17 protein-coding genes are annotated in these 23,642 nt (G+C 38.4%); 7 read left to right on the top strand and 10 right to left on the bottom strand.

From position 1 onward, the window contains the following. The first annotated feature begins 6 nt into the window (after positions 1-6). On the top strand, positions 7-1,728 hold the full coding sequence (locus J8L98_RS02750) for a GGDEF domain-containing response regulator (protein ID WP_210995185.1): 1,722 nt from the start codon (positions 7-9) through the stop codon (positions 1,726-1,728). Here the strand turns inward: J8L98_RS02750 and J8L98_RS02745 are convergent. Beyond that, positions 1,712-4,678, bottom strand: coding sequence for a diguanylate cyclase (locus tag J8L98_RS02745; RefSeq protein WP_210995184.1), 2,967 nt, complete (start codon positions 4,676-4,678; stop codon positions 1,712-1,714). The two genes, J8L98_RS02750 and J8L98_RS02745, sit on opposite strands and share 17 nt — an antisense overlap. Before the next feature lie 212 nt (positions 4,679-4,890). On the opposite strand from J8L98_RS02745, the gene J8L98_RS02740 reads away from it, so the two are divergent. Then, complete coding sequence (locus J8L98_RS02740; protein WP_210995183.1) at positions 4,891-5,937, top strand: hypothetical protein; 1,047 nt, start codon at positions 4,891-4,893, stop codon at positions 5,935-5,937. A 265-nt stretch (positions 5,938-6,202) separates the two neighbouring features. On the opposite strand, the gene J8L98_RS02735 is transcribed toward J8L98_RS02740, so the two are convergent. From J8L98_RS02735 to J8L98_RS02725, 3 genes are read right to left on the bottom strand one after another with little or no spacing between them, the layout of a single operon-like run. Continuing rightward, entirely contained in the window at positions 6,203-6,886 is a 684-nt protein-coding gene (locus tag J8L98_RS02735) for a polyphosphate polymerase domain-containing protein (protein ID WP_210995182.1), read from the bottom strand. Then, positions 6,883-9,516, bottom strand: coding sequence for a CotH kinase family protein (locus J8L98_RS02730; RefSeq protein WP_210995181.1), 2,634 nt, complete (start codon positions 9,514-9,516; stop codon positions 6,883-6,885). Before J8L98_RS02730 ends, J8L98_RS02735 begins: the two co-directional genes overlap by 4 nt. A gap of 2 nt (positions 9,517-9,518) precedes the next feature. Further along, the gene (locus tag J8L98_RS02725) at positions 9,519-10,250 is read right to left on the bottom strand and encodes a DUF4956 domain-containing protein (protein WP_210995180.1); all 732 of its coding nucleotides are present in this window, start codon (positions 10,248-10,250) and stop codon (positions 9,519-9,521) included. Between the two features lie 263 nt (positions 10,251-10,513). On the opposite strand from J8L98_RS02725, the gene J8L98_RS02720 reads away from it, so the two are divergent. Continuing rightward, positions 10,514-11,923 carry a DUF1566 domain-containing protein gene (locus tag J8L98_RS02720; protein WP_210995179.1) on the top strand — a complete coding sequence of 470 codons (1,410 nt, stop codon included), beginning with the start codon at positions 10,514-10,516 and terminating at the stop codon, positions 11,921-11,923. 14 nt (positions 11,924-11,937) lie between these two features. Beyond that, complete coding sequence (locus J8L98_RS02715) at positions 11,938-12,558, top strand: hypothetical protein (RefSeq protein WP_210995178.1); 621 nt, start codon at positions 11,938-11,940, stop codon at positions 12,556-12,558. A 58-nt stretch (positions 12,559-12,616) separates the two neighbouring features. Here the strand turns inward: J8L98_RS02715 and J8L98_RS02710 are convergent, their stop codons facing one another. From J8L98_RS02710 to J8L98_RS02685, 6 genes are all read right to left on the bottom strand, one after another. Then, complete coding sequence (locus J8L98_RS02710) at positions 12,617-12,856, bottom strand: hypothetical protein (RefSeq protein WP_247682404.1); 240 nt, start codon at positions 12,854-12,856, stop codon at positions 12,617-12,619. Between the two features lie 44 nt (positions 12,857-12,900). Next, the gene (locus tag J8L98_RS02705; protein ID WP_210995177.1) at positions 12,901-15,621 is read right to left on the bottom strand and encodes a glycosyl hydrolase family 28-related protein; all 2,721 of its coding nucleotides are present in this window, start codon (positions 15,619-15,621) and stop codon (positions 12,901-12,903) included. Positions 15,622-15,624: 3 nt separating this feature from the next. Continuing rightward, positions 15,625-17,028, bottom strand: a complete 1,404-nt coding sequence (locus J8L98_RS02700; RefSeq protein ID WP_210995176.1) for a hypothetical protein — start codon at positions 17,026-17,028, stop codon at positions 15,625-15,627. Positions 17,029-17,454: 426 nt separating this feature from the next. Beyond that, the gene (locus tag J8L98_RS02695; protein WP_210995175.1) at positions 17,455-18,147 is read right to left on the bottom strand and encodes an SDR family oxidoreductase; all 693 of its coding nucleotides are present in this window, start codon (positions 18,145-18,147) and stop codon (positions 17,455-17,457) included. A gap of 222 nt (positions 18,148-18,369) precedes the next feature. Next, the gene (locus J8L98_RS02690; RefSeq protein ID WP_210995174.1) at positions 18,370-18,861 is read right to left on the bottom strand and encodes a GNAT family N-acetyltransferase; all 492 of its coding nucleotides are present in this window, start codon (positions 18,859-18,861) and stop codon (positions 18,370-18,372) included. A gap of 59 nt (positions 18,862-18,920) precedes the next feature. Beyond that, positions 18,921-20,417, bottom strand: a complete 1,497-nt coding sequence (locus J8L98_RS02685; RefSeq protein ID WP_210995173.1) for a DUF3612 domain-containing protein — start codon at positions 20,415-20,417, stop codon at positions 18,921-18,923. Positions 20,418-20,581: 164 nt separating this feature from the next. Between J8L98_RS02685 and J8L98_RS02680 the strand changes: the two genes are divergently transcribed. The 3 genes from J8L98_RS02680 (at position 20,582) to J8L98_RS02670 (ending at position 23,375) form a co-directional block, all read left to right on the top strand. Further along, positions 20,582-21,085, top strand: a complete 504-nt coding sequence (locus J8L98_RS02680; protein ID WP_192509718.1) for a malate synthase — start codon at positions 20,582-20,584, stop codon at positions 21,083-21,085. Between the two features lie 204 nt (positions 21,086-21,289). Then, positions 21,290-22,165, top strand: coding sequence for a tryptophan 2,3-dioxygenase (gene kynA / locus J8L98_RS02675; RefSeq protein ID WP_210995172.1), 876 nt, complete (start codon positions 21,290-21,292; stop codon positions 22,163-22,165). A gap of 22 nt (positions 22,166-22,187) precedes the next feature. Next, positions 22,188-23,375, top strand: coding sequence for a kynureninase (locus J8L98_RS02670; protein WP_210995171.1), 1,188 nt, complete (start codon positions 22,188-22,190; stop codon positions 23,373-23,375). Positions 23,376-23,642: the final 267 nt, after the last annotated feature.

Genomic DNA, 23,642 nt, shown 5'->3' with positions numbered 1-23,642 from the left:
TGTTGCATGAATATACTCCTCATTGATGATGATATCGTTGATATAAAATCGATACAACGCTCCATTAGTGCCGAACACAGTGGTTACATGCTCACTGAGGCCAACACTGCAGAGCAGGCACTCAACCTAATCGAAAATGACAATTTTGATGTTATTTTGTTAGACTACATGATGCCTAAAATGAATGGCATTGAAATGTTACTTGAATTAAAGCGTCGATCTTGGCTCAATAAAATGGCTGTGGTGATGATTAGCAATGAGCATTCCGAGTCAATCATCCTCAAAAGTATCGATGCCGGCGCACAAGACTTTTTGTTAAAGTCAGAGGTCACTGCAGGTCAGCTAAAACGTGCTCTATTACAAGCCAAGAAACGCTTTGAATTAGAAAAAAAGCTTGTTGACAGCTATCAGCAAGTGAAAGAACTCGCAGAGAATGACCATTTAACTGGTTTATACAACCGTTATTATTTTGGTGAAGCCCTGCAGCGGTCAATTATTGCAAATCGAACTTACCGTGCAAACTTGGCAGTAATGCAATTAGATTTAGACAACTTCAAAAATATAAACGATAGCTTCGGCCATGATATTGGCAACACATTATTGCAAGAGATGGCAGTACGATTTAAAGGTATTTTAAAGCAAAATGATCTTGTGGCGCGCATTGGTGGTGATGAGTTTGCATTTATTCTCACTTCCTTTAGCTCGCCTTTGTATATTGAACGTATTGCCCAGCGTATTCTCACACTTGTTACTCACCCCGTTATAATTGAGCAACGCCATATTCATGTCACAGGCAGTATAGGTATCGCACTTCATCCCCTTAATGGGCATACCGCTGAAGACCTAATGCGCTATGCAGATATTGCCATGTATCGAGCAAAACAGCTTGGGAAAAATAAAGCCTGTTTATTCGAAGATAATATGGAAAGAGACTTCCAACGAAAGTATCGTATCGAAATAGGATTACGTCACGCCAATGAGCACGGCGATTTGGCCATGCATTATCAACCCATTGTTGATACAAAAACTCGTCAAGTTATTTCATGTGAAGCGTTAATTCGATGGCCAAATGCGAAGATAGCAACTAACCCGCAAGAGTTTATGAATATTGCAGAAGAGTCTAGGCTCATTAATAGCTTAGGTCGCTGGATTATTGAAACAGCCATCATTGAACAAACCACAATAAGCAAAAAATTAGGTTATGAAATCATCATGACCATCAATTTATCTCCGTTACAATTACGCGATCATGATTTGCCTGCATTTATCCAGGATTGCTTAACTAAACACAGCTCAAAAGGTGAGAATATCGTCTTTGAACTCACGGAAACAGCACTGCTAGAATCTGACAACTCTGTCCATAACAGTGTGAGTGCAATCAAAGAACTTGGATGTTTAATTGCCTTAGATGATTTTGGTACCGGATACTCATCGATTTCTCATTTACTCACCTTCCCAATAGATATAGTGAAACTAGACAAATCGCTGCTTGATAAAGTGCACGTACTCCCTAGGTACTATCATATTCTCAAAGGGCTGAGTCATATGCTGCACCAATTGCGGATCTCTGTCGTGGCTGAAGGTGTTGAGTCCGCACAACAAGTAGCGATATGTTCTGAATTGAATATTGAGCGAATTCAAGGGTACTATTTTTCGAAGCCCATGGCACAATGTAGTCTATATGTGACAATTCAAGATTTAAACAAACGCGCTAGTAATCTGAACTAACCAACATTATATTACATGGCTTATCAATAAGTTTATTTATTTGTTCGATAGGCAAAGGCTTATAAAAATAGCTCCCCAGTAAATAGTCACACCCCATCGCTTCTAATAAAGTTGCTTGATATGATGTTGCAACAGTGACTGCCGTGCACTTTAAGTTCACACTTTTAGCTAATTTTATCAGCGTGTAAGCAAGTACTTCATTATGCTGCTCAGTCTCCATTTGTGAGGTTAAACCAGCACCAATCGTGACCGAGTCTAAAGGGACTATATTCAGAAAATCTAACGATATACTGTTGACTCCAAACTCTCTTACATCTAATCGAATATTAAGGTTTTTTAATTTATTTATGGCACTGATTGTTATTTTATTATCATGGAAAAATACAGACTCTTTAAAGCTCAACACAATTTTCTCAACCGCTATATTTAAAGACTCCAAGGTTTGTTCTATCGCTAAATAAAACTCTGAGCTGACCAAGTGCCTATCATCAACTCGAATGGTGATATCTTTTAGTGTCTCCCCCCTTATGCCCGATAATGTTTTATTTAACCCTAAAAACCACTTACGGCTCAATTCAGAAAACACCCTTTGCTTTTGTGCCAAAGTAAATACATCTGCACTTTCACACTGGGGTAACACACTAGAGAAATCATAACCAATAATTACTCCTTGAATGCTGTGATCAACCGCTTTTATCAAAGGTGTAATATAAAATATTTCATTAAAATTAATACTCGGATCTGAAATAAAGTCACTCAATGACATATAATTAAAGGTCTTGATATCTACAGATTGACTATAAAAGCTCAACCTATTGCGACCTTGCGATTTTGAATGGTACATTGCTTCATCTGAATTTTTCAGCAACAATTCGGGTGCTGTCCCATCATCGGGAAACAGACAAACCCCGATACTTACTGAAACCGAAATCGCTTTTTTGTTCACTATAATCGGCTCAGATATTGCTGTGTTAAGCTTTTCATACACTTGTGAAATTGCCTGCCTATCAACAACATCATGTAGTAACAATAGAAACTCGTCGCCGCCGATGCGCGCAGCCGTATCACTCGATCTCAGAATAGTATTTAGCTTTTTCCCGATGTTCTGCAAAATGACATCACCAGTATCATGACCGTGCGTGTCATTAATTTGTTTGAAATTGTCCACATCTACGAAAGCAACAGCAAATGCTTGTGGCACCCTAGTGTGCTTACTACATGCTTGATGCAAGCGATCGAGTGCTAACGTTCTATTTGGCAGACCCGTTAATGAGTCATGTTGAGCCAGGTAAGCCATCCTATCATTACTTGCAACCAACTCAGTTACATCCTGAAATACCATTACTACACCTTGTAACTCCCCTTTTGAACTAACGATTGGCGTCGTGGTATCTTGGATACTATATTGTACGCCCGTCTTACTCACTAATATCGCATCTTGCTCAAACGTATATTTCTTCCGACTATCTAGCACTTGCCTGATCGGACACGGTAACCTGGTGGAGTTATGCCGATCTATTAAATGTATATAATTTTCTGCTGGTTTTTTCAGCATTTCACCTCGACGTACACTGAGTAAACTTTCTGCTATCGGATTGACAAACCGAGTTAAACCATGCACATCAGTAGCAATAACCCCATCACCAATTGACATCAATGTTGTTTCCAGTAGCTCTCGGTCTTGTGCTAGTTTCTTTGTCAAAGTGATTTCAGTAGTTACGTCTTTAATAACAGCCAAAGAGTTAAAGTATTTTCCTAAGTGTAATGACTTCGGCTCCATAACACTGGTTAGCTCTACATCAATACTCATGCCTTTTTTATGCTGGACTTGATAACGAATATTTTCAACTTTACCCAATTTAAAAAACTCAGGAAGAACATAATTAATTGCGTACTCTCGTGAGTTAGGTGTTAAAAAATCAATCGCTCTTCGACCTAAAACATCTTCTCTTGTGTAACCTAGTAAATCTAACCACTGCTCACTTACCGCATTGACAATGCCTTTACTATCAATAGAAAGCATAGCAACTGGCGTATAATCATACATTCGTTTAATCGTTGCATGTGCTGAGGTTAATTTAGCGTAAGTATGCCGATAACTTGTCAACGCAGCTGAAAGCAGTGCTGGCGTAATATAGGTGATCAGCATAGGCAGTAGAAATAAAGTTTCAGCGTGTTCACCTTTAGTGATCGTGATGAGGCCAATTGAAACGAAGTACAAACTCACAATACTATTAACTAATATATTAATAGAAACCATACTAAATGGCATAAATAATGCTGAAAGCACCAGTGCTAGTGATGTATAAGCGTATGGAAAAGGTAAATACTTTAATGCAACAACATTAATTACAGTAGTCAGTCCAATAAGAAGTATTGACTTATGTTCATATTGAGTTTGACCTTGATTTTTAGTATAATAAATATAGTAACCTAACGGAAAAATAGAAACGGCGCCCAAAACAGTTGCTATTAACTTTGTACTGAAAGCAGAAAACCAAGGCTGGTTTCCTAAATTAACTTCTAAACAGGCAAAAAACAAAGCCCCTAATACACTCGGAATAACAACAACTTTATACAATAAAAAAGTAAACTCAAGTACATTATGTCCATTGACTTTTTTAAGCATTGCTTGCTTTACTAAAAGCGCAATTAACACCGCTTCTATAATATTGCTGAGCATAGTAATAATCGCGGCCATAGAAATCTTGTCAACTAATACATAAAGTAATAAGTTAATACTGAAAATGATTAAGCAATGCTTAATCCAATGGTGGTAGCTTTGTAGTGAAAGTAGTAGTCCAAAAGCCATGTTCGCATACCAAATATCAATACCCACCCGTCCCGTAGATATAAATAGTGATATCGCACTAAACACAAGGAATACCAATACTGAGGTTGTTATCGAATATTTATTAGTCCATTGCTTAAATATCGTTCTAGAGTTCACATCTGCCGCTCCGTGCTCCTGTGATGAATGATGTCCCCTAAACAACTTGCTTCGGTCACCGTTCAAAAAATCACTTGTTATTATATTTATCAGTTATAAGGCTAGCTCAAAGAATGCTTGCTATCAAGCATTAAGCGGCTGTAAAATCGAACTATTCATCGCAAAAATGGCAAGTTATTGGTATTTTGTAGTTTCAATATTAAGGACCCTCGATGATAAAAATAATAAAGTTGATGATATTGACTCTATGTCTAGGAATAACTGGGTGTAAGCCAAACCATATTGCGCAACTTGAAACTCAATTGCAAAATGCGCAAGTAAATAGAGACTTAAATGCTCAGTATAAAGTGCTATCTGAATTAGTTAATTACGGTAGTGATGAATGGAAAATACCTCTCGCGAATATCCAAGGCAGCATAGAGCAATTAAATAATGCAAATCAACTCTTAGCTGCAGGCCAAATAATTGAGGCACAACAGGCCGCACACCAAGCTAAACTGTCCAACAATTCAATACAAGTTGATGAAACTTTAAAAAAGTTACAAACTTATGCGCAAGTGTCACACCTTATTGAAGCGGTACAATCTTACAATGCCTATATACGCGTCAGTCCACTCAAAACATTTTTATCAACTAACGCGTCACGCTGGAAAACCTTAGCATTAAATGAGCTTTATAAATCATTAATTACACATGATGACACCATTTCTCAGGTACTGTCTCAACTCCCAAAGAACACTCGAAAAGACCCAATAATAAAGGAGCTAATCACTGCCAGTCAAAATCAGGTTGATCAACTACAAGCTACTTTAGACCTATTACTAACAAAGCAGCTTGCCGATTTTTCCACAGCAAGTGTGTCTCAGTTAAATGAGCTTTATACAATAACAAACTATAACCTTAATTTGTTTAGCCCTGCTGTTGTCATTCCGATGATGAAACCAATGATCCGACACACTAAACATACCCTTGCATACTGGGATGAATCTCTAAATAATACCAGAATAACATTGTCTCGCTTAAACTCTCCGTTAGCCTCCCGTGTAATCGAAGTACGTGATGCTTATTTACAGCTAATCAGCCAAGAAAGTGAATATACGAATTATCACGGAGCGAGTAAAAAAAGTATGAAAATCATTCAATCATTGGCGAAAAAAAAAGCAAGGGCACCCGTAACCCACCTTGCCTCAATTCACATTAGTGCCAATATTTTATCTTTCTCACAACAATTGCAAATGTATAGGTATCTGTCACGATGAGGTAGTTGAAAATAACTCATCAAGTATAAACAGACTCTTAGCCGCAGAGAACATTACCCTTATGATTTTTTAGCCTATGTATATTTAAATATAAGTTCTTTATCTTCTTATATTTAAATTACAACGTAATAACTCTGGTTGTAACCTTCGTTTCAAAGTACTTTTTTAAAAAATCCAGCAAAACTCATTAATGAAACCGGTAAGGCTCAAAAAAGCCTTAGTTATCTATTTAAATTCAGCATATACCCTAAAAATATGCGCTCTATTAATACCACGTCAACATGCGTATGCCATTCACGTATTTTGAATGTCGAGAAGGTCTTAGTGGACAACTCCCTACCAACGCCGACAACTGACGTTCATATAACTCATCTGTTTTGAGCTCCATCAACACATAAGCACCTAAAGATATCTGCTTACGTAAATTCAGACTAGTATGATACCGTTGATCAAACACATGCATATCTTGATCAAATGTCGCCCGTATTCGCCGGCATTTTGACTCAAAGTATTGTCTTTGATAACGACATACTAAAATCGGCATCTGCTCATTCCCCCATAGCAGTTGCCCTCGATGAGGCAGCGACTTATGAGCCACGCGCAATATGTCCGGCCACCTCCCTTGCCCATTTGCTAAGTCAAAATCTAATGGAAAAGTTACTTTATACCCTTTCCCTGCTTCTCGGTGTTTAAATTCTAGCTTTGCTTTCTCAGCCTGTACCAAATCATGATACCAACGAATTCGAACTTTCTTGCGAAAACTAATACCACTTAAGTTCTCTTCATATCGCTCCAAATGAGCATCATCTAAATAAAGGCTGTTAACATAACGCTCAGGAAAACTCTCTTCAAACCCAAGTAAATGTGTTTTAAGCCATGCTTGAATATTATGTAGCCGATTTAATGGTATCGGTATCTTAACTTCAAACCGTCTATTTTGTTGCGTCATTTTGGCTTATCCGATTTCATAACTGTTTGATACAACCCTTTAACACTTAAAGGCTGTGGTGTTATCTGCTTGTCATTTACACTAAGCATACTCCCAATTTGACTCACCATTTTTTGACCACAACCTACATCTTTACAAGTAAATTCTGAAACATCCATTTTAGCAGGCCCAAAATATGGTTTTTTGCTGTAACTCATTAACGCATAGTGATTTACGTTCATTACCGTTAATTTACTTCCTACAATCGTTGAGTCATCCTTTGCTACTAAGGCAAAGTTCACCCGAGAAAACTGACTATCATATACCGCTAATTGGCTTCGCTCCCCAGCCGAGATAGCTTTATCACGTATATTAGTAAAATGCGTACCACTTATCTTTAAGTTAGACCCACTCACATCAATTCCATCGCCCCCAGAACGAGCCCCAACATCATTGAAAGCCGAATTACTCACGCTTCCTGTACAAAAATCACAATCGAATGCATCTGATAAGGCATTTCGTATCGATAACCTCGATATTGTTACATCGCCATTGATGATATTTAGTGCATCCTCTGAGTAATTGTCACTTATTTTTAAGCCATCTATATTAACTTTCCCACCAATAAAATAGGCTGAGCCTCTTGGTTGCCACAAACCTAATTTAGGACTACTTGCATGACTCAATTGAGTATGTGTGATTGATGAGCCTAAGCGACTATTTTTATTAAATACTGAAATTCCGGCCCAATATGAGGCATTTTCAGCACGTGTAATGACAATAGGTGCTTCAAGCTTTCCTTTTAACATCACTCCTCCAAATATCATAAGCCCCGAACCTTCGGTAAACGTCAAATGCGTACCTGCGTCAATGACTAAATCAATATCATCTGTAGAGACAATATAGTCATCAATAGTCCAATGACCCGTTTTAATTTTCCAGTGCCCTTCTGCCACTTCAATAAATGGATACTTTTTAAGATTTAAGTGCTGTGTTGGTCTTGGTATAAAGCTCAATGGTTGTATATTCTCTATAAACGTAAACCGTGCTTTCTTTTTACCACTTAAACCCGCGGTCACTTCTACCTGTGTTAACTCCTGCGGTAGTGAAAAGGTCAATTCAGAGCCGGCTGTAAGCATTACCGGTAATTGCGCATTTATATTCTCGAGTGGAAACTGTAAATCAAATTTATTTACACCACTGATCCCCTTTATTTCAAGAGACTGCGAATCCGGATTGCGTATAGTCACCTCAGATACCCCTGAGGATTTAGTAAAACCACTCACCAGGTCCCAACTTCTTTGCGCTACCATACTTGTCATATGTCGATGAAGCGCGCTATCCATCGGTTGAATATTTTGACAAGGCTCATCTAAATACCCATTTTCAATACAATGTAATTGCTTTTCTAGCAATGCTAAATTAAATGTATTTACAAGCGGGGCACTAGCGTGAATGCGTTGAATAAAATGCTGCTGGCGTTCTGACAGTTTTGCCAACAACTCACCACGACTAAATTGCTGTTTTAATGTTTGTAATGCTTGGTTATAGGCATGTTTCACGCGAGGGTCTGCGAGCATTTGTTTACTGATCAAAAAGTCATTTGAAGGTGGCTGCATAAGCCAGTGATGCTCAGCGGGAGTAACAGCTACGTCACTTTGAATTGGCTCTAACTTCGCTGTATGTGGATTGTAATACCAGCGCCAATTATTCCACGTTAACGCATGCCATGCCCCCCATACATCAACTGTCGCCAAATATTGCCCTAGCTTTTTTACATCAAAAACATCACTCGCAGTGCGTCTGCCATCAAGAAAGTCGCTCAGCAATGCCAACGCTATTTGTCGCTGTTTGCTAAGGCTGGCATTTTTCAGTACCGTATTTCTTTGGATAACTCGTGGCTTCAATACCCGCTGCAATTGCAAATTTTCTGATGCTGTTTGCTGATGTAAATCTAACCGAACAATCATCCCCTCCGTGCGGTTATTTGTTGCAAGCATATCTTGACTAAACGCTTGCTCAAACATCATTACACCCCAGTTCTGGCCATTAATTACCACTTTTACAGGCCTATACGTCGGAGTGATGATATCAAAGCCCGCCAGCTTTAACGTTTCAGAAAATAACATGGGCCCTTGATGTATTCGAACATTAGAGCTCAATAAAGAAAAACGCCTTGCCGAGAATAAAGCCTGCTTCTGTTTCAATTCAACACGCAATGACCAACGATTATATGCCGCCACATGATCTAACATATCGCCTTGAAGCCTAATCGTCGCTTTTAGTTTCTTGTTTTCAAAAAATACACTCCCAGCCACCTCGCTTCTTTGTTCTGGAATTTGCCCGTGCGTAAATGCAGTATCCCGATCTTTCTCAAGCAACAACCAATCTTGGTATTTAATGTCTATTTTTAACACAGGGAGGTCGCTATCAGCCATAGCCCAATTCAAAGGCGCTCGCACTACATCACTGACTAGCTGCATGGCTTTTTCTTTACTGTCTTGATGTAAAGATACAAAACCACTTTGAATCAGCAGCGTTTTAACCATATTCACCGATGGCAATAATAAAATGACAATAACGCATAACGCACCTATTAGTGCTAGCTTTTCAGCCTTTGAAGTACGCGCGTGAGTTGAATCTAAACGCATCGCTATACACCTGTAATGTTATGCTGCTCTAATAACGACACATTTATTCCATTATACTGAGATTTCAAGTCATCAACTAACTTGTCAACGTGCTCTGCATTTTTGATTGAAATAAAAAATGTTGCGTCAAATCTATCATTATCAGTATCATATCTCCGCATTTCCATGCGCACGGAATACCTTTCCAAGGTCGTCTTTAAAGCGTCTAAAGACACGTTTGTTGAAGTACCAGACTCAGGGTTTAAATAACTCAAAGACAAAAATAAGCCATTCTCTTCATACGATTTGGCATGACGCTTCTTCGCTAAAGTCACTAGTACCAACGTAACCACACATGCCACAATAGCCGCTAAAGTTTGCCCTGCCCCCAGTGCAACTGCAATTCCAATATTTAAAAACAAGTAGATAAGCTCTTCTGGTTCTTTTATAGGTGTTCTAAAACGTACAATTGACAAGGCGCCAACTAAACCCAGCGCCAAGGCCAACGATGCCTTAACAACCGTAATAATCAAAATAACGGTTAACATCAATAGTGGAAATAACCTTGAAAAGTCCTGCCGATTACAAAATGCCGAAGAATATTTACGAAAGTGGTAACCAATAATGGATGCAAGTACAAACCCCAGTAGCAAGTTAAGCAATAACGCCCCCAATTGAACACTCGCATATGGGAAAAACATCGAACGAATATCTTTCGGTAGAAATGCAATTAAAAGTGGGTCTACTGACTCCATAAATATTTCCTTTTTGTTTCTGTTTCTATGAGCTAATACGCTATATTCAGCTCATCGTGGCATGATATGAAACTAAATATATTATTCTAAGCATAGAGCTAACATAGCGAACTGCAAAAATTCTATCTGAATAATGTGTGAATACTTCCGTTTTTTTGATGAAAATAAAATCATCATCTAAAATAGATGTTGCTACCACCCTTCATCTCTTGCAGTTATATAAATAATAGAGCTTTTACAAATTTAGCGAAATTAGGATAGCTATGAGCGAAAATAGAATGAGTTATTTTTGGTTAAATAGAATGATAAAATTTATTTTGTTAATTCTTTTTTTTGCATTAATAGGTTGTAATTATAAACCCGACGATTCGGATAATAGCCTTCCTAATATCGATATACCAGAACCCCCTCAAACTATTGAGCTTCCAGATCTACCTTTGTGCAATGGTTCATGCAGTTGTGACGAAATAGTGCTAAAAGGAAATGACACAGGGATTCAATATAGCGCAGGATATACCTCTGAAAACTTAGCTTCTTGCAACATACAAGACCCGTTTTTACAAGATTGCCAAGTAGGCCGAGATTTCCTAGCCGATGCGACTGGATTAATTAAAGTCGGGTTTGGTGCTGCCAGTTTTGATTATTCTAAAATAGCAAACGATGGTCAGGTTTTACCTAATGATTTTGCTACATGGCAATGTGTTCGAGATAACCTAACCAACTTAACATGGGAAGTTAAAACACAACCTACGAGTGGCCTTTTTAACGCATCAGACCAAACCTATAGCTATGCAGATCCTAAACACCCAGAGTATTCGACCTATGATCAAGGAGAATGTAATAACCTAGGTAACTGTGATACTCAAAAATATATTGCTTACATCAACAACCAAAATCTTTGTGGTTACAATGATTGGCGACTGCCCTCAAAAATAGAATTACAAGACCTTGTAGATTATAGCGCCGTACAACCGGCTATTGATGTATCCGCTTTTCCAAATACCAAAGTTGGTAATTATTGGACAAGCACTCTTGATACCGATGATACAAATAGTATCTGGTCAATCAACTTTAACTTTGGCACAGTTGCCGGAGGGATTAGTTCAAATAAACAAATGATACGGCTTGTTAGAGGTAAACGCTTCGAAAACAAATTGCCAGAAGCAACAGTACGTGAGTTAGACCCCTCATTAAGAAATCAAGTTGCCCCTAAACAACGCTGTAACTCAATAGTATCACCCACAGCACCAATCGCTCGATTTAAACGAGATGTAACTGGAGAGATATTTGATACATTTACAGGGCTTATCTGGCAAGCCTGTGTTGCTGGACAAAGTGGTGAAAATTGCGCAGAAGGAGAAGCTTCACTCCTAACTTGGCAGGAAGCACTCGAATATGCAAATCAAAATAAAGAACAAACAAACAACAAAACCCCCTGGCGATTACCTAATATTAAGGAGCTACAAAGAACCATAGAAAACCAATGTGAAGAACCTGCGCTTAACCCCTTTGCATTTGCAAATGTACCGATGACACAGGTTTGGAGCGCAACGCCACATAGTAAAGAGACTGAAAAAACCTTCCATTATCAATATCAAAATAGCATTATTTTTTATGGTGATAGGACCGAAAAGCATGCCGTACATTTAGTACGAGATTGCCAATTCAATTAAAGGAGCTTTAATCTATGAAATACTTTTCAATTACCATATTCATATTATTACTCGCACATAGTGTAAAAACCCAAGCCAACGATTTAGATTTTTATAAGTATCATATCGGGTTAAAAACGAGTTACCTGAGCGTAAATAATAAAACGAATAACCCTGAACAAAGCTTATTGTTAGAAGACTTTGGCGTTAGTTTAGGCGCTTTTTATAGTGGCCAATACGAGTCCTTCGGGCTATTTTCAGCAGGAATTGATTTCATTTACATAGAAGATAAACTCCCCTTTTCAGAGTCTGTAAGAAATGAATTCACTGGCGAGTTGTCTGAAAAAGAGTCTAGTATTTTTGGAAAAGCTATCTACGTAGAAGCAGGTGTATTTACCAGTTTTCTTTATCAAAATGCGCTGCAGTTCGGTGTATTGGGAGGGTATCAGTATACCGATTTGACCCGAACAATATTACGCTGCGAGCAATGTACAGAACAAGACTTGTATCAATTTGAAAACTCAACTTATGTAAAACCATTTATAAAATATAAATTTACTGCTCGCTTAAGCGTTCAATTCGCATATAGCCACTACTTCAATGATATGGGGTTTGATGACGCAATCAGTTTACAAATTACACTGGTTAAATTTTAAGTAGTGCATTTAACCTCGCAGCGACTCAAAGGTTAATAAGCTAAAGCCGCAAAGATACTTACCAAGGTATCTCGTCACCAGTATAGCTATAAAAACCACCGCTTTGGGCATCTTGCAAGTTATCTATAATATACTTGAGCCCTTGCGCTGATTCATCAGCCTCAATCAAAGCGTTAGGGCCACCCATAGAGGTTTTTACCCAGCCAGGGTGCAATGACACCGTTTTGATCCCTTCCGGTAAAAGATCATTCGATAAATTTTTTGTCGCTGAATTGAGTGTGGCTAAATCGCTACTCACTAGACACCACCTAGTATTTAAATGGTGTCTATAAGTTTCACTGTCTACTGCATTATATAAGTTACCTTATAAATAGCCTGTTGCTTCGATCTAATCTCTAAATCAAAATCAAAATCAAAATCAAAATCATCAGTTTCAGTGTTTTTTATAATGACAACAGTATGTTCACGATTATCACCACTAAAAGGAAGGAGAGTGTGCTCCTTCGACTTATCTAACGCATTATCTATCGTAAATAGGTATTGCGTTTTGCCGCCCCCTGCACGTTCGACTTTAACATAGAGTCCTCTTTTACCTTCCGATTCGGAAGGTTTAGAAAGCTTAAACTTATACCTTGAATCTGTATCAAGTGCTATGCTCTGTGATAATTCAATAAAGGCATTTTCTGCTTCTATTCTTTGATTACTCCCAATGCGTAAATTATTAGTGTTAATTTTACTAACTCTAACTGCCTTCAAAGCAACACCGGAGTCTTTTGAAGAAATAGTTGAATTCGTAATATCTAAATATTCAGCAGTGTTAATATCAATACCAACCACATTATCAATTGACTCAAAGCCTTCAACTGAATTATTAAACAATCCACTCGTCGATTCTTTCCAGTTAAACTTTATAGCTGTATTACTATTAGTTACTTTCACATTCTTAACATTGGTGGCCATCGTCGTGAGAGACAACGCCGTATGTGCATTGTTTACCTCAATATCGTCAATCGTTACCACATTATGGTACCAAGCCCCATCAGAAGCATTAAAGCTGTTCCAATTCGAGGGAGATTCATTTGAATGTAAATTTAGCCCAACTGTAACATTATCCATAGTAATATGCTTAAACTCAGAGAACAGTGAATACTCAGCATTAATACCTTCACCGAGATTTTTAAACGAAAGATTATTAAATCTACCACCATGATTACCGTTTCCAGCTGGTCCGCGGAGTGTTTCGCGAGCTAATTTTAATGCAATACTTCCACTTTCCATTTGCCCCTCAAAACTAATTCCTGAAACGTCAGAAAAATTCGATAATTTGAAGGCCACATCCACTGCAGAATCTATAACAATCTTAGTTTTATCCACGCCAGAACCCACTATTTTAGTTTCTTTCTTGAACTGTGCAATATTTATAGTTTCATCTATTGTGTAATTTCCTTCAGGAAAATAAATAACTTTATTCGTTTCCTTTAAAGCGCCTTGTACGGCTTCTTTTATTGCTGTAGTCGTGAATCCATTAACTACCACGTAATCATTAGGTACGGGGAAACTCGTAGGGGGTGCGACATTTATAGTTTTAGAAATCTTCGACGTTGCGCCATTAATGCTGCATTCTAACGTCACTGTAGTTGTTTCCTTAAGACCTAAAAATTCCTTCTTGCCGGTTCCATTAACTTCTTCACTGGAAACGTCATTAGTCGGTTTTTTTGTTGTCAATTGACAATTTTCAGCAATGCTTTCCCAAGCAAATACTCCTTTACCACCGTGCTCTACATGTTCATTTAACCATTTTGCCTGTTTGATCAGCTCAAAATCAGTTGGACTTTTTGGCACTACGATAAGCGTTGCTGTTACGGTTTTTTTAGTATTATCATGGCCTAGGCATTCGTAAGTAGATGTTCTGCCTTCTGTTGGATGTGAAGCCCAACCACCTTCAAATCCATGATTGACCCCATCCAATAGACAACTAATCGCATTTTTAGAACTCCATGCAAGGTTAGCTGATCCGCCTTCTTTAATTCGATTTGGAACCCATTCAAGTATGGCCTGAGGCTTCACTATAAGTTTGGCCGTAGTACTGGTTGTACCTCCAGGGCCAGAACAAACAAGTTCTGACGTATGTCCTTTGTTATAATTTGCTCTCCTACCACCATATAAACCGTGATCAACATTATCAAGTTTACAGCTAGTTGCATTACTAGATTGCCAAGTAAGCGTCGCTTCTTGAGCATAATCTATCACTGAAGGTGACCAATATAATGTAACGCTGGGCTTAGCCGGAGGTGGGTTAACCGTCAAAGTTGCTGAGATCTGTGCGATACTTCCGTCTTTGCCTTGACACACATAGTTGGCTGTCAGGTCATTATAATAAGTACCAGTCCAGCCACCTACAAACCCATGATTCACACCGTCAAGTAAGCAGCTTTCTACATTGTTACCACTCCAAGATAATGTCGCTTTTTGACCTGCTTCGATAACAGAAGGTGACCAAGTCAAATAAACGGTTGGTGGAGGCTCTTTGACAGTCAAAGTCGCAGAGGTTTGTGCGGTACTTCCATCTTTGCCTTTACACACATAGTTGGCTGTCACATCATTAAAATAAGTACCAGTCCAGCCACCTCCAAATCCATGATTTACACCGTCAAGTAAGCAGTTTTCTACATTGTTACCACTCCAAGATAATGTCGCTTTTTGGCCTGCTTCGATAACAGAAGGTGACCAAGTTAAATAAACGGTTGGCGGAGGCTCTTTGACTGTCAAAGTTGCGGAGGTTGAAACTTTGTCCCCATCATGAGTCAAACACTCGTAGTTTGATGTCCACCCTTCATGATAAGTACCAGTCCATCCGCCACCAAAACCATGGTTTACACCGTCAAGTAAACAGCTTTTTACGTTACGAGCTGTCCAAGCTAAAGTTGCTTGCTGGCCTGGGGCTATAGTGGAAGGTGACCAAGTTAAAACTAATTGTGCCTCTGCGGCATATATAAAACGAGGGAAAAGTAATAAAAATATCACAAAGCTGTATCTGAGATGATTATTTACAAGGTTATACATTATCTATTGTCCATTATTACTTATTTGCTTTAAATAAACAGCCGCTTTGCCGGAGCAGTTGCTTTTTATCCCTAACTTCGAATCAGGATAATCGGAGTTCAAAGAAAATAACTTTTCCTTTAATTCACTTTCCCCTGATGTAAATTTAGCCTCATTATTGGTTTTAAAATCAATGCTACCCACCTTAATACCCGTTGAGGAGTTGCATGTATAAGCGACATTGTATTTGCTATTTTTTCTAAGCAAGAAAGGCTGTTCCGTACGATTATATTGTGTTAAATATGTAAACTTATTGGGCGTAGCATCTTTAGGTTGTAAAAGGTATTCAATGTGTGATTCCATCGTACATTTTAAATCATCACTTAAAACAATTTGGCCATTTCCATGATATGGCATACCATACACAGTCGTATTACAAAGTGAGTAATAAGTTTTCCAGTACTCTTGTCCTGTAGAACCGGATAGCTTTAATAAGTCAACATTTTTAGCCGATAAAAAAGTACCACTTTTTGGCTTGGTTACAGGGCCTTGGGAAAAGCTACTATCGAGGTGCATAAAATCAATGTTTTGTAAATCCAACATTATATTTTTTACGTGTTCAGCGTAGTAATTCTTAAAATAAACATTTTTACTATTTTTTATTCTAACAGACACTTCTGTTGATTCTGAGGCGCTTTGGTATAACTTGATGTCGGGTATATTATCAATGTCTATACCAACCAAAACATCTTCATATATATTCCCATAATCGATAGAATCTCGCGTTCGAAACAAATCGAATAGTACCGTTCCGGTCCCGTCTCCTGATAGAGATACACCAAATGTATTGCCATTAAACGCTGAGTGACTTACTTTAACATTTGCGTTTGCTAACGAGTCACCTTTTAGCGCATATTTAAAACCGAATATATCTATATTATCCAGCAAGATATTCCGATTTTCGGAATTATTATCGGATTTCAGTTGCACTGCAATATGTTCTCTAAGTATGCATGTATGACTAAAATCTGGATCTTGCAAATCACTACACTCAATTCGTAAAGTTAGGTCAGATAAAGATGCGCCTACGCTAACATCTAATATTGATGTTGGAGTTTCATCTTTTGTCTTACTGGTGTTTTCATCAACAGTAATGACTGTTTGCTTTTTACCAGAACCATAGAGTTTCTTGCCACTCGCAAGTATAAGAGGCTCGCTACCTTTAAGTTTAAAGTGACCAGCTGGAATGTATATATTATCTGTAATATTGATTGCACTTTTTATTGCTTCATCGATATAAGAATAATTCCCTTTAAAGCTAGGACAATCGGAAATATTAACTTGGGCTTTAGTTGAACCTTCAACCTGGCAATTAGCAAACGCAAAGCTACTAAAAAAAAGCATGAAAAAAAGGCATATATGCCTCATAAAAATCTCCATAAGATTAAGTTTATAATTTAAATGATATTGTTCTATTAAAAAGTGGGCTTAGCTTTAATAATGTAATGAAAAATCATCCTTTAAAGCTTAAAATCTAAATTATTCCATTTCAAAAAAACAGTCGAATGTTACCATATATGGAACTAAATTAATATTAATATTCCAGAACAATATTACGCTGTGAGCAATGTACAGAACAAGACTTGTATCAATTTGAAAACTCAACTTATGTAAAACCATTTATAAAATATAAATTTACTGCTCGCTTAAGCGTTCAATTCGCATATAGCCACTACTTCAATGATATGGGGTTTGATGACGTAATCAGTTTACAAATTACACTGGTTAAATTTTAATTAGTGCATTTAACCTCGCAGCGACTCAAAGGTTAATAAGCTAAAGCCGCAAAGATACTTACCAAGGTATCTCGTCACCAGTATAGCTATAAAAACCACCGCTTTGGGCATCTTGCAAGTTATCTATAATATACTTGAGCCCTTGCGCTGATTCATCAGCCTCAATCAAAGCGTTAGGGCCACCCATTGAGGTTTTTACCCAGCCAGGGTGCAATGACACCGTTTTGATCCCTTCCGGTAAAAGATCATTCGATAAACTTTTTATCGCTGAATTGAGTGCAGCTTTAGAGCTACGATATATATAACCCCCACCCTTTGTATTTTCAGTATGACTGCCTACTTTTGAAGAAATAGCTGCAATGACTTTTAACTCACTGCTTTTAATATGTGCCACAAATGCTTCTGCTAGTTTAATCGGTGCAATTACGTTTGTTTCAAAAACATCTTGCCACGCCTGTGTGTCACAATGGCCAAAGCCATAATTCTGAGGGCCGTAAATTCCGGCATTATTTAACAAAACGTCAATTGGTTGGCCTTGTAGTTGCAAAGCCAACTGAGTTACTTGTGCGTAATTGGTTATATCTAAAGTAAAAATAGTTAACGAACGGTAGCGAAGCGTAAGCGATTGAAGCGCTTCAGCACTTTTAGGGTCTCTACATGTCGCAAGCACTTGCCATCCTGCACGTAAATACAACGTGGTTAAAGCAAATCCGATGCCACGGTTTGCTCCTGTGATAAGAACCGTTTTCATGTAAAACACCTCGCTTTTAAATAAGGAATCGTAAGTTTGTACCTAAAGGTACTATTACTAAAGTTAGTAAAAATAGCAATGTAAAAGCCCTAAAACAGAGCGTTTTATATTGAATCATGAATCACAATTTTTATAGCTAAAAGAAAATGATAAAAATCATTTTGCGTGACAAAAAGTTAGATATTTAAGTATTTAAATTAAAATACTTGATTTTTAATACAATTATGTTTGTGCCAAAATTGGTTTATCCGCCACATACAACTGCATAAACATAGATTCCGGATCTGGTTTATATGCTCCGTAACTATCCCGCTCGTAAAAACCAAAGTAACGATACAATGCGATTGCTTCATATTGTTTAACCCCAGTCTCAAGCATAATTTTATTTAAACCCCGCTCTGTTACCAGCGAAATCAAGTGTGATAGTATTCTTTTTGAGAGACCCAAACCTCTAAACTGAGGCTTGACATAAATTCGCTTAAACTCCCCATATTTAGCATTGTCTTCCTGCTTGAAAATAACAGCACCACATGCGGCTAACTCCCCTTCAATATAAATTCCACACAACTCACTATTACTCTGGTCAACTTCATCGACGGACAACAATATGTTGAGTTCGCTTGGGTACAATGAGTGCATCAATTTATCTATTTCTGAAAAAATCTCACTCACCCCATCACAGCTTGAAGTTAACCGTACTATTGAGCCTTTCATTTAATGTCCTTTATAACTAAAACCAAAACAAGGTACTATATAAGGTACATCCATTCAAGCTAAGCCTTATAACAGCTTGGCTCTCTAGGACACGTATTACCGCGAGTACAAATAACTCTTACTTCATTTTCAATTCCACGCTCTATCCAATTTATGTTTAAGATTCTAGCAACACTCATAAGTTGTGTTTTTAATACGTGAGGCACAACACTTGATCCCCCATGTTTAATACATAATTGCTGCAATTGACGTATTATCTCGGGGGCATCAAAGCCTTGCGCTGCAATTGCAGGAGTGAGATCAATACCAGCACATAAAATATGAGGACTTCCAGCTAAATCATGTACCTGTATAGACTCGCAACAATATAATTTCGGCTCGCCTGCTACCATTAAAACAGACAATTGCGCACTACTCCCCCCTGAGTCATCAGTAAACTTACGAAACACCGCCCAATGTTGGCAAGGGTCTTCGACAACACGCATGTTACCCCATGGTAATGGGATCCCATTACCTCGGTACACCGCTTTTAATTTGCCTGGTTGATAAGCATCAAAATAATGCCAATGAGGATAAGACGACACCACCGTCATTCTGCGCATTACAACAGATGCTGAAATATTAAGCTGTTCATGCACTTTAATCTCATATCCACAGCTATCGAGTAATTGACGAAATGGGGCCTTAGGACACAACAAAGCCCCTGCAAAAAAACTAGATTCAAAATCTCGCCATGCATTCAGTGTATCTTGTGCATTAGGTGTACTCAGCTCAGTCTGTACTTCAACATCGCTGCCACCTATTTTTAATACACAGTGTAAGCCTTCCAAGTTATGTAACACGGCATGACCAATATGAACAGCCAGATCATACTTTAAACGGCTCTCTCGCTGATGCAATAGTGTATTTAGATTTACAGTATTTGGTGGTGTGAAATAGGATGTTACCAATACGTCATCTACCGTCCTCTCTTGATTTAATAAATTTTTTGGTGCGTTATCAAACCACTTGATATTTAAACCTTTTTCCTTGGCAATGGTGAGTAAATCGTTGGCATTTAAATAGAGGTTTTTCTTTCCCACTTCTTCGGCAGCACGCTCTAAATCAGGGAAATGATTTTGATGGTGCTCTTGATGTGCACGTATCAATAAATGAGCAAATTGACGGCCACTTATCCCCGTTTGCGACAGCATCTCAGGGATAGCAATTTGTAGTATCTCATTAGAGAATAAAAAATTAGGCTCTAACGCCATACCTTCAATTCCACCGTGATTCCCCTTAATCGGCGCGATTGTGTTGGGTTCAGGATCATTGTCTAAAAACCAATCAATGGGCTTTTGAAACACCTCCGCTAAATTGTCTAACATGTCCATACTCGGGGTTCGCTTTCCTCTTTCAATCATTGATAAATATGAAACCGAGGGTGCTGAACCTGCATCAATTCTAATACAGCGTGCCGATAAATCTTCAAGCGTTAAATTATTTCGTTTTCGCAAATTACGAATTTTTGTTCCCGTAAAATGAGATTTCCGCATCAAACTTTGGTTATTTTTCATTGTTTTTATTTGACCTCAGTTACATTGCATAGACATTAACCTTAGCATTATTTGTAAAATTCACACTGTAAAATTCTTTTTGTCAAATTATAAAAAATATTCTTCTACACTGAATTTGTCCACTCTCACAATATTTATCTGACTCGAAGAATGAGGAACATACCATGACAGCACTTACCCGTTCACCCATCGACAATTCTGTACAAGGTTGTCAAAAACTAGAACTAGCAAAACGATTTTTAGATGAACATTGCCCATTAGATTACGGCTCACATATGCAAACCACGCATTACGTTGTTTACTACAATCATCTAATGGCTTTCTTCGCAGATGGGACTCATTGTGGGCTAAAACAGCCCTGTCAATTTGTTGCTTTATGTGGACATAAAGATGATCCAACCGCTATTTTACTGAAAAAAGCAGATGGATTACACGTTGAACTCACATTTAACCGCTGTGGAAATACAGGTAAAAGTGATGTCGCGCATATCGATGATATTCAATTCGAAACAGCATTAAGTGCGTTAGATAATCAACATGTTCAGCCACAGTTAAAACGTCTTTGGGTGAGCTTTTTAACCGGTGTTCAACATGCGTTATGTAACACTTCCAGTGTTAAACAGTATACGGCCAAAGACGGAAGTGACTACCAACTTACTGCATACTAACTTAAAAAGTAGGCCATACTCATTCTAACAGTATGGCCTATTACCGGTTTTATATTCATATTTCGCCATGTCAAAATGATAAATATGGATAGCTCATCTTTTCTCAAATCACGTGTATTTTGTTGAAATGGTCATTGCTTGTTATTCTGCACTAGAAAAAACTAAAATAACCAATTAGTAGCACCAAATAAAACAGGAAAAGCAATGAGTTGTCCGTACAGCAATAAGCCCACTGACCCTGAAGGTCAAACCAACTATCGAGCAATTGAAGACAACATTCATACTGACTTTAAAGATGACATGTCATACGGTGATTATTTAAATTTAGAAAAAGTACTGAATGCTCAGCACCCTCTTTCTAACCAGCACGATGAAATGCTATTTATCGTCATCCATCAGGCCAGTGAGTTATGGATTAAACTCGCAGGACATGAGCTCAATGAAGCGGTAGAAAATATCAAAAGTGGCGATTTTGGACATGCCTTTAAAGTAATCGCACGAGTAAAACAAATACTTAGCCAGCTCACTCAGTCTTGGGGAATTCTATCGACGTTAACCCCTGTAGATTATTTAAAATTTCGCGATACACTCGGTCACTCTTCGGGGTTTCAATCTTATGGTTACCGCAAGATCGAATTTTTGTTAGGCAATAAAAACGCTGAGCTACTAAAAGTACACGAAAGTAACCCTCAAGTGCATCAAGAACTGCAATACATTCTCAATCAACCAAGTTTATACGATGAAGCATTGCTTGCACTCAAATCCCACGGGTTACCAATCGATAAGGCGGTACTAGAGAGAGACTTTAGCCTGCCGTATCAAGCAAACAAAAGTGTTTTAAATGCCTGGTTAACGGTTTACCAAAACGCGGAGCAGTACTTTCACTTATATGAGCTTGCCGAGAAATTAGTGGATATTGAAGATAGCTTCCAGCAGTGGCGTTTTAAGCATATGTATACGGTTCAACGTATTATTGGAAATAAAATAGGCACGGGAGGCTCATCAGGGGTAAGCTTTTTAAAAAAAGCACTTGATATCAGTTTTTTTCCTGAGCTCTTTGAGTTACGTACTCACCTATAACTGCTTTTATTGGAGTAAAATAATGACAACAGAATTCGCCAAATTACTGCAGCCGCACTACAGTGATTTTAAAGTTGACAAACGAATCCTCTTATCAGGTCATTCTCATCAAGCGTGGCCAAACGTTGCCAAGCAAGGGGTCTTAGAGTGTTACCAACACGCTGCTGAGCACATAGACGATAAATGGCAGCTGGCTTTTAAAAAAGCAGCTCAAGTGAAAGCGTTTTATGCATCTTTACTCGATGATCCCACTGCCCAAATTACATTGGGCGCATCCACTCATGAGCTATTACTCAGGTTCCTATCTGATCTATCATGCTTTAAAACACCACGAAAACGCCCTATCAAAATTGTTACCACTGATGGTGAATTCCATTCTATGCGACGACAACTGAATCGCCTAAAAGATCTCAATATAAAGATAGTGAATGTACCTGTTCAACCGAGTGAAACATTGGCTGAACGACTTATTGAGGAAATTGATCAACACACTGACGCGGTCATGCTTTCCGCTGTATTTTACGGTACCAGCGAGATATTCAATGACATAGGCCATGTTGCACGTTACGCCCATACGCTCACGGTTCCTTGTTTAGTCGATGCATATCATGCGCTCAATGTCGTACCATTTAGCCTAAAAGAGTGGGACTTAGAGCATGCATTTATTGTCTCTGGCGGATATAAATACTGCCAAGCCGGTGAAGGAAACTGCATGTTGCGCATACCACCAAGTCATCAAGGAAGCCCTATCATTACTGGGTGGTTTGCAGAGTTTAGCCTGCTAGAGCAATCGCCGGGTGAGGTACGATATGGGGTGGGTAGTAGCGCATTTGATGGTTCAACTTACGATCCAACGAGTCACTACCGCGCCGCTGCCGTATTTGATTTTTTTGCTCAGCAGCAGCTAACCCCTTCAAAATTAAGGGCTGTTAGTCAACAACAAATTTTGTATTTAGCCAACGGTATTAAATCACAGCCAAAGCTGAATGCACACTTTGAATTTTCGTCTCACTCACTAACTCACAATGCCGGTTTTTTAGCCCTGACAACCCCAGTAGCGGCTCAGTGGGTCAGTGCATTAGCTACTCAAGGCGTGCAATGCGATAGTCGTGGGGATCAGTTGAGATTAGGCCCTGCACCATATATAACCACTCAACAATTGGAACAAGCCATTGAAAAAATAGACAAAGTGAGTAAAACCATCTCCTGAAATTAATCCATAAATTGGCCGTATCTACCGGTGACTATTTTTCTCTTAGAAGCGCATTAGAGCATCAGTCTACCCGGTTAATATAACCGATATGAGAACAAAAAAGGGATTATCTCAGCTAAAATTACAGCTCAATCGTAAAGGTTTATTTGCTAACGAATATAATCACGACTTAAATGTCGTGATGCTCACTTGCGACACTCAAGCTTCACTATTGTGTACTTACTATCCATGTAAAGTTATTCACTTACCAGCACATACTTAAAA

Source organism: Pseudoalteromonas sp. MMG013, assembly GCF_018100885.1.
GTDB lineage: Bacteria > Pseudomonadota > Gammaproteobacteria > Enterobacterales > Alteromonadaceae > Pseudoalteromonas > Pseudoalteromonas aurantia.
Note: the sequence above shows the minus strand (reverse complement) of the source record. Positions and strands in the feature narration are given on the sequence as shown.

Coding starts and splice junctions, on each gene's coding strand:
- J8L98_RS02750 (WP_210995185.1), top strand. CDS start 7: ATGAATATACTCCTCATTGATGATGATATCGTTGATATAAAATCGATA.
- J8L98_RS02740 (WP_210995183.1), top strand. CDS start 4,891: ATGATAAAAATAATAAAGTTGATGATATTGACTCTATGTCTAGGAATA.
- J8L98_RS02735 (WP_210995182.1), bottom strand. CDS start 6,886: ATGACGCAACAAAATAGACGGTTTGAAGTTAAGATACCGATACCATTA.
- J8L98_RS02730 (WP_210995181.1), bottom strand. CDS start 9,516: ATGCGTTTAGATTCAACTCACGCGCGTACTTCAAAGGCTGAAAAGCTA.
- J8L98_RS02725 (WP_210995180.1), bottom strand. CDS start 10,250: ATGGAGTCAGTAGACCCACTTTTAATTGCATTTCTACCGAAAGATATT.
- J8L98_RS02720 (WP_210995179.1), top strand. CDS start 10,514: ATGAGCGAAAATAGAATGAGTTATTTTTGGTTAAATAGAATGATAAAA.
- J8L98_RS02715 (WP_210995178.1), top strand. CDS start 11,938: ATGAAATACTTTTCAATTACCATATTCATATTATTACTCGCACATAGT.
- J8L98_RS02705 (WP_210995177.1), bottom strand. CDS start 15,621: ATGTATAACCTTGTAAATAATCATCTCAGATACAGCTTTGTGATATTT.
- J8L98_RS02700 (WP_210995176.1), bottom strand. CDS start 17,028: ATGAGGCATATATGCCTTTTTTTCATGCTTTTTTTTAGTAGCTTTGCG.
- J8L98_RS02695 (WP_210995175.1), bottom strand. CDS start 18,147: ATGAAAACGGTTCTTATCACAGGAGCAAACCGTGGCATCGGATTTGCT.
- J8L98_RS02690 (WP_210995174.1), bottom strand. CDS start 18,861: ATGAAAGGCTCAATAGTACGGTTAACTTCAAGCTGTGATGGGGTGAGT.
- J8L98_RS02685 (WP_210995173.1), bottom strand. CDS start 20,417: ATGAAAAATAACCAAAGTTTGATGCGGAAATCTCATTTTACGGGAACA.
- J8L98_RS02680 (WP_192509718.1), top strand. CDS start 20,582: ATGACAGCACTTACCCGTTCACCCATCGACAATTCTGTACAAGGTTGT.
- kynA (WP_210995172.1), top strand. CDS start 21,290: ATGAGTTGTCCGTACAGCAATAAGCCCACTGACCCTGAAGGTCAAACC.
- J8L98_RS02670 (WP_210995171.1), top strand. CDS start 22,188: ATGACAACAGAATTCGCCAAATTACTGCAGCCGCACTACAGTGATTTT.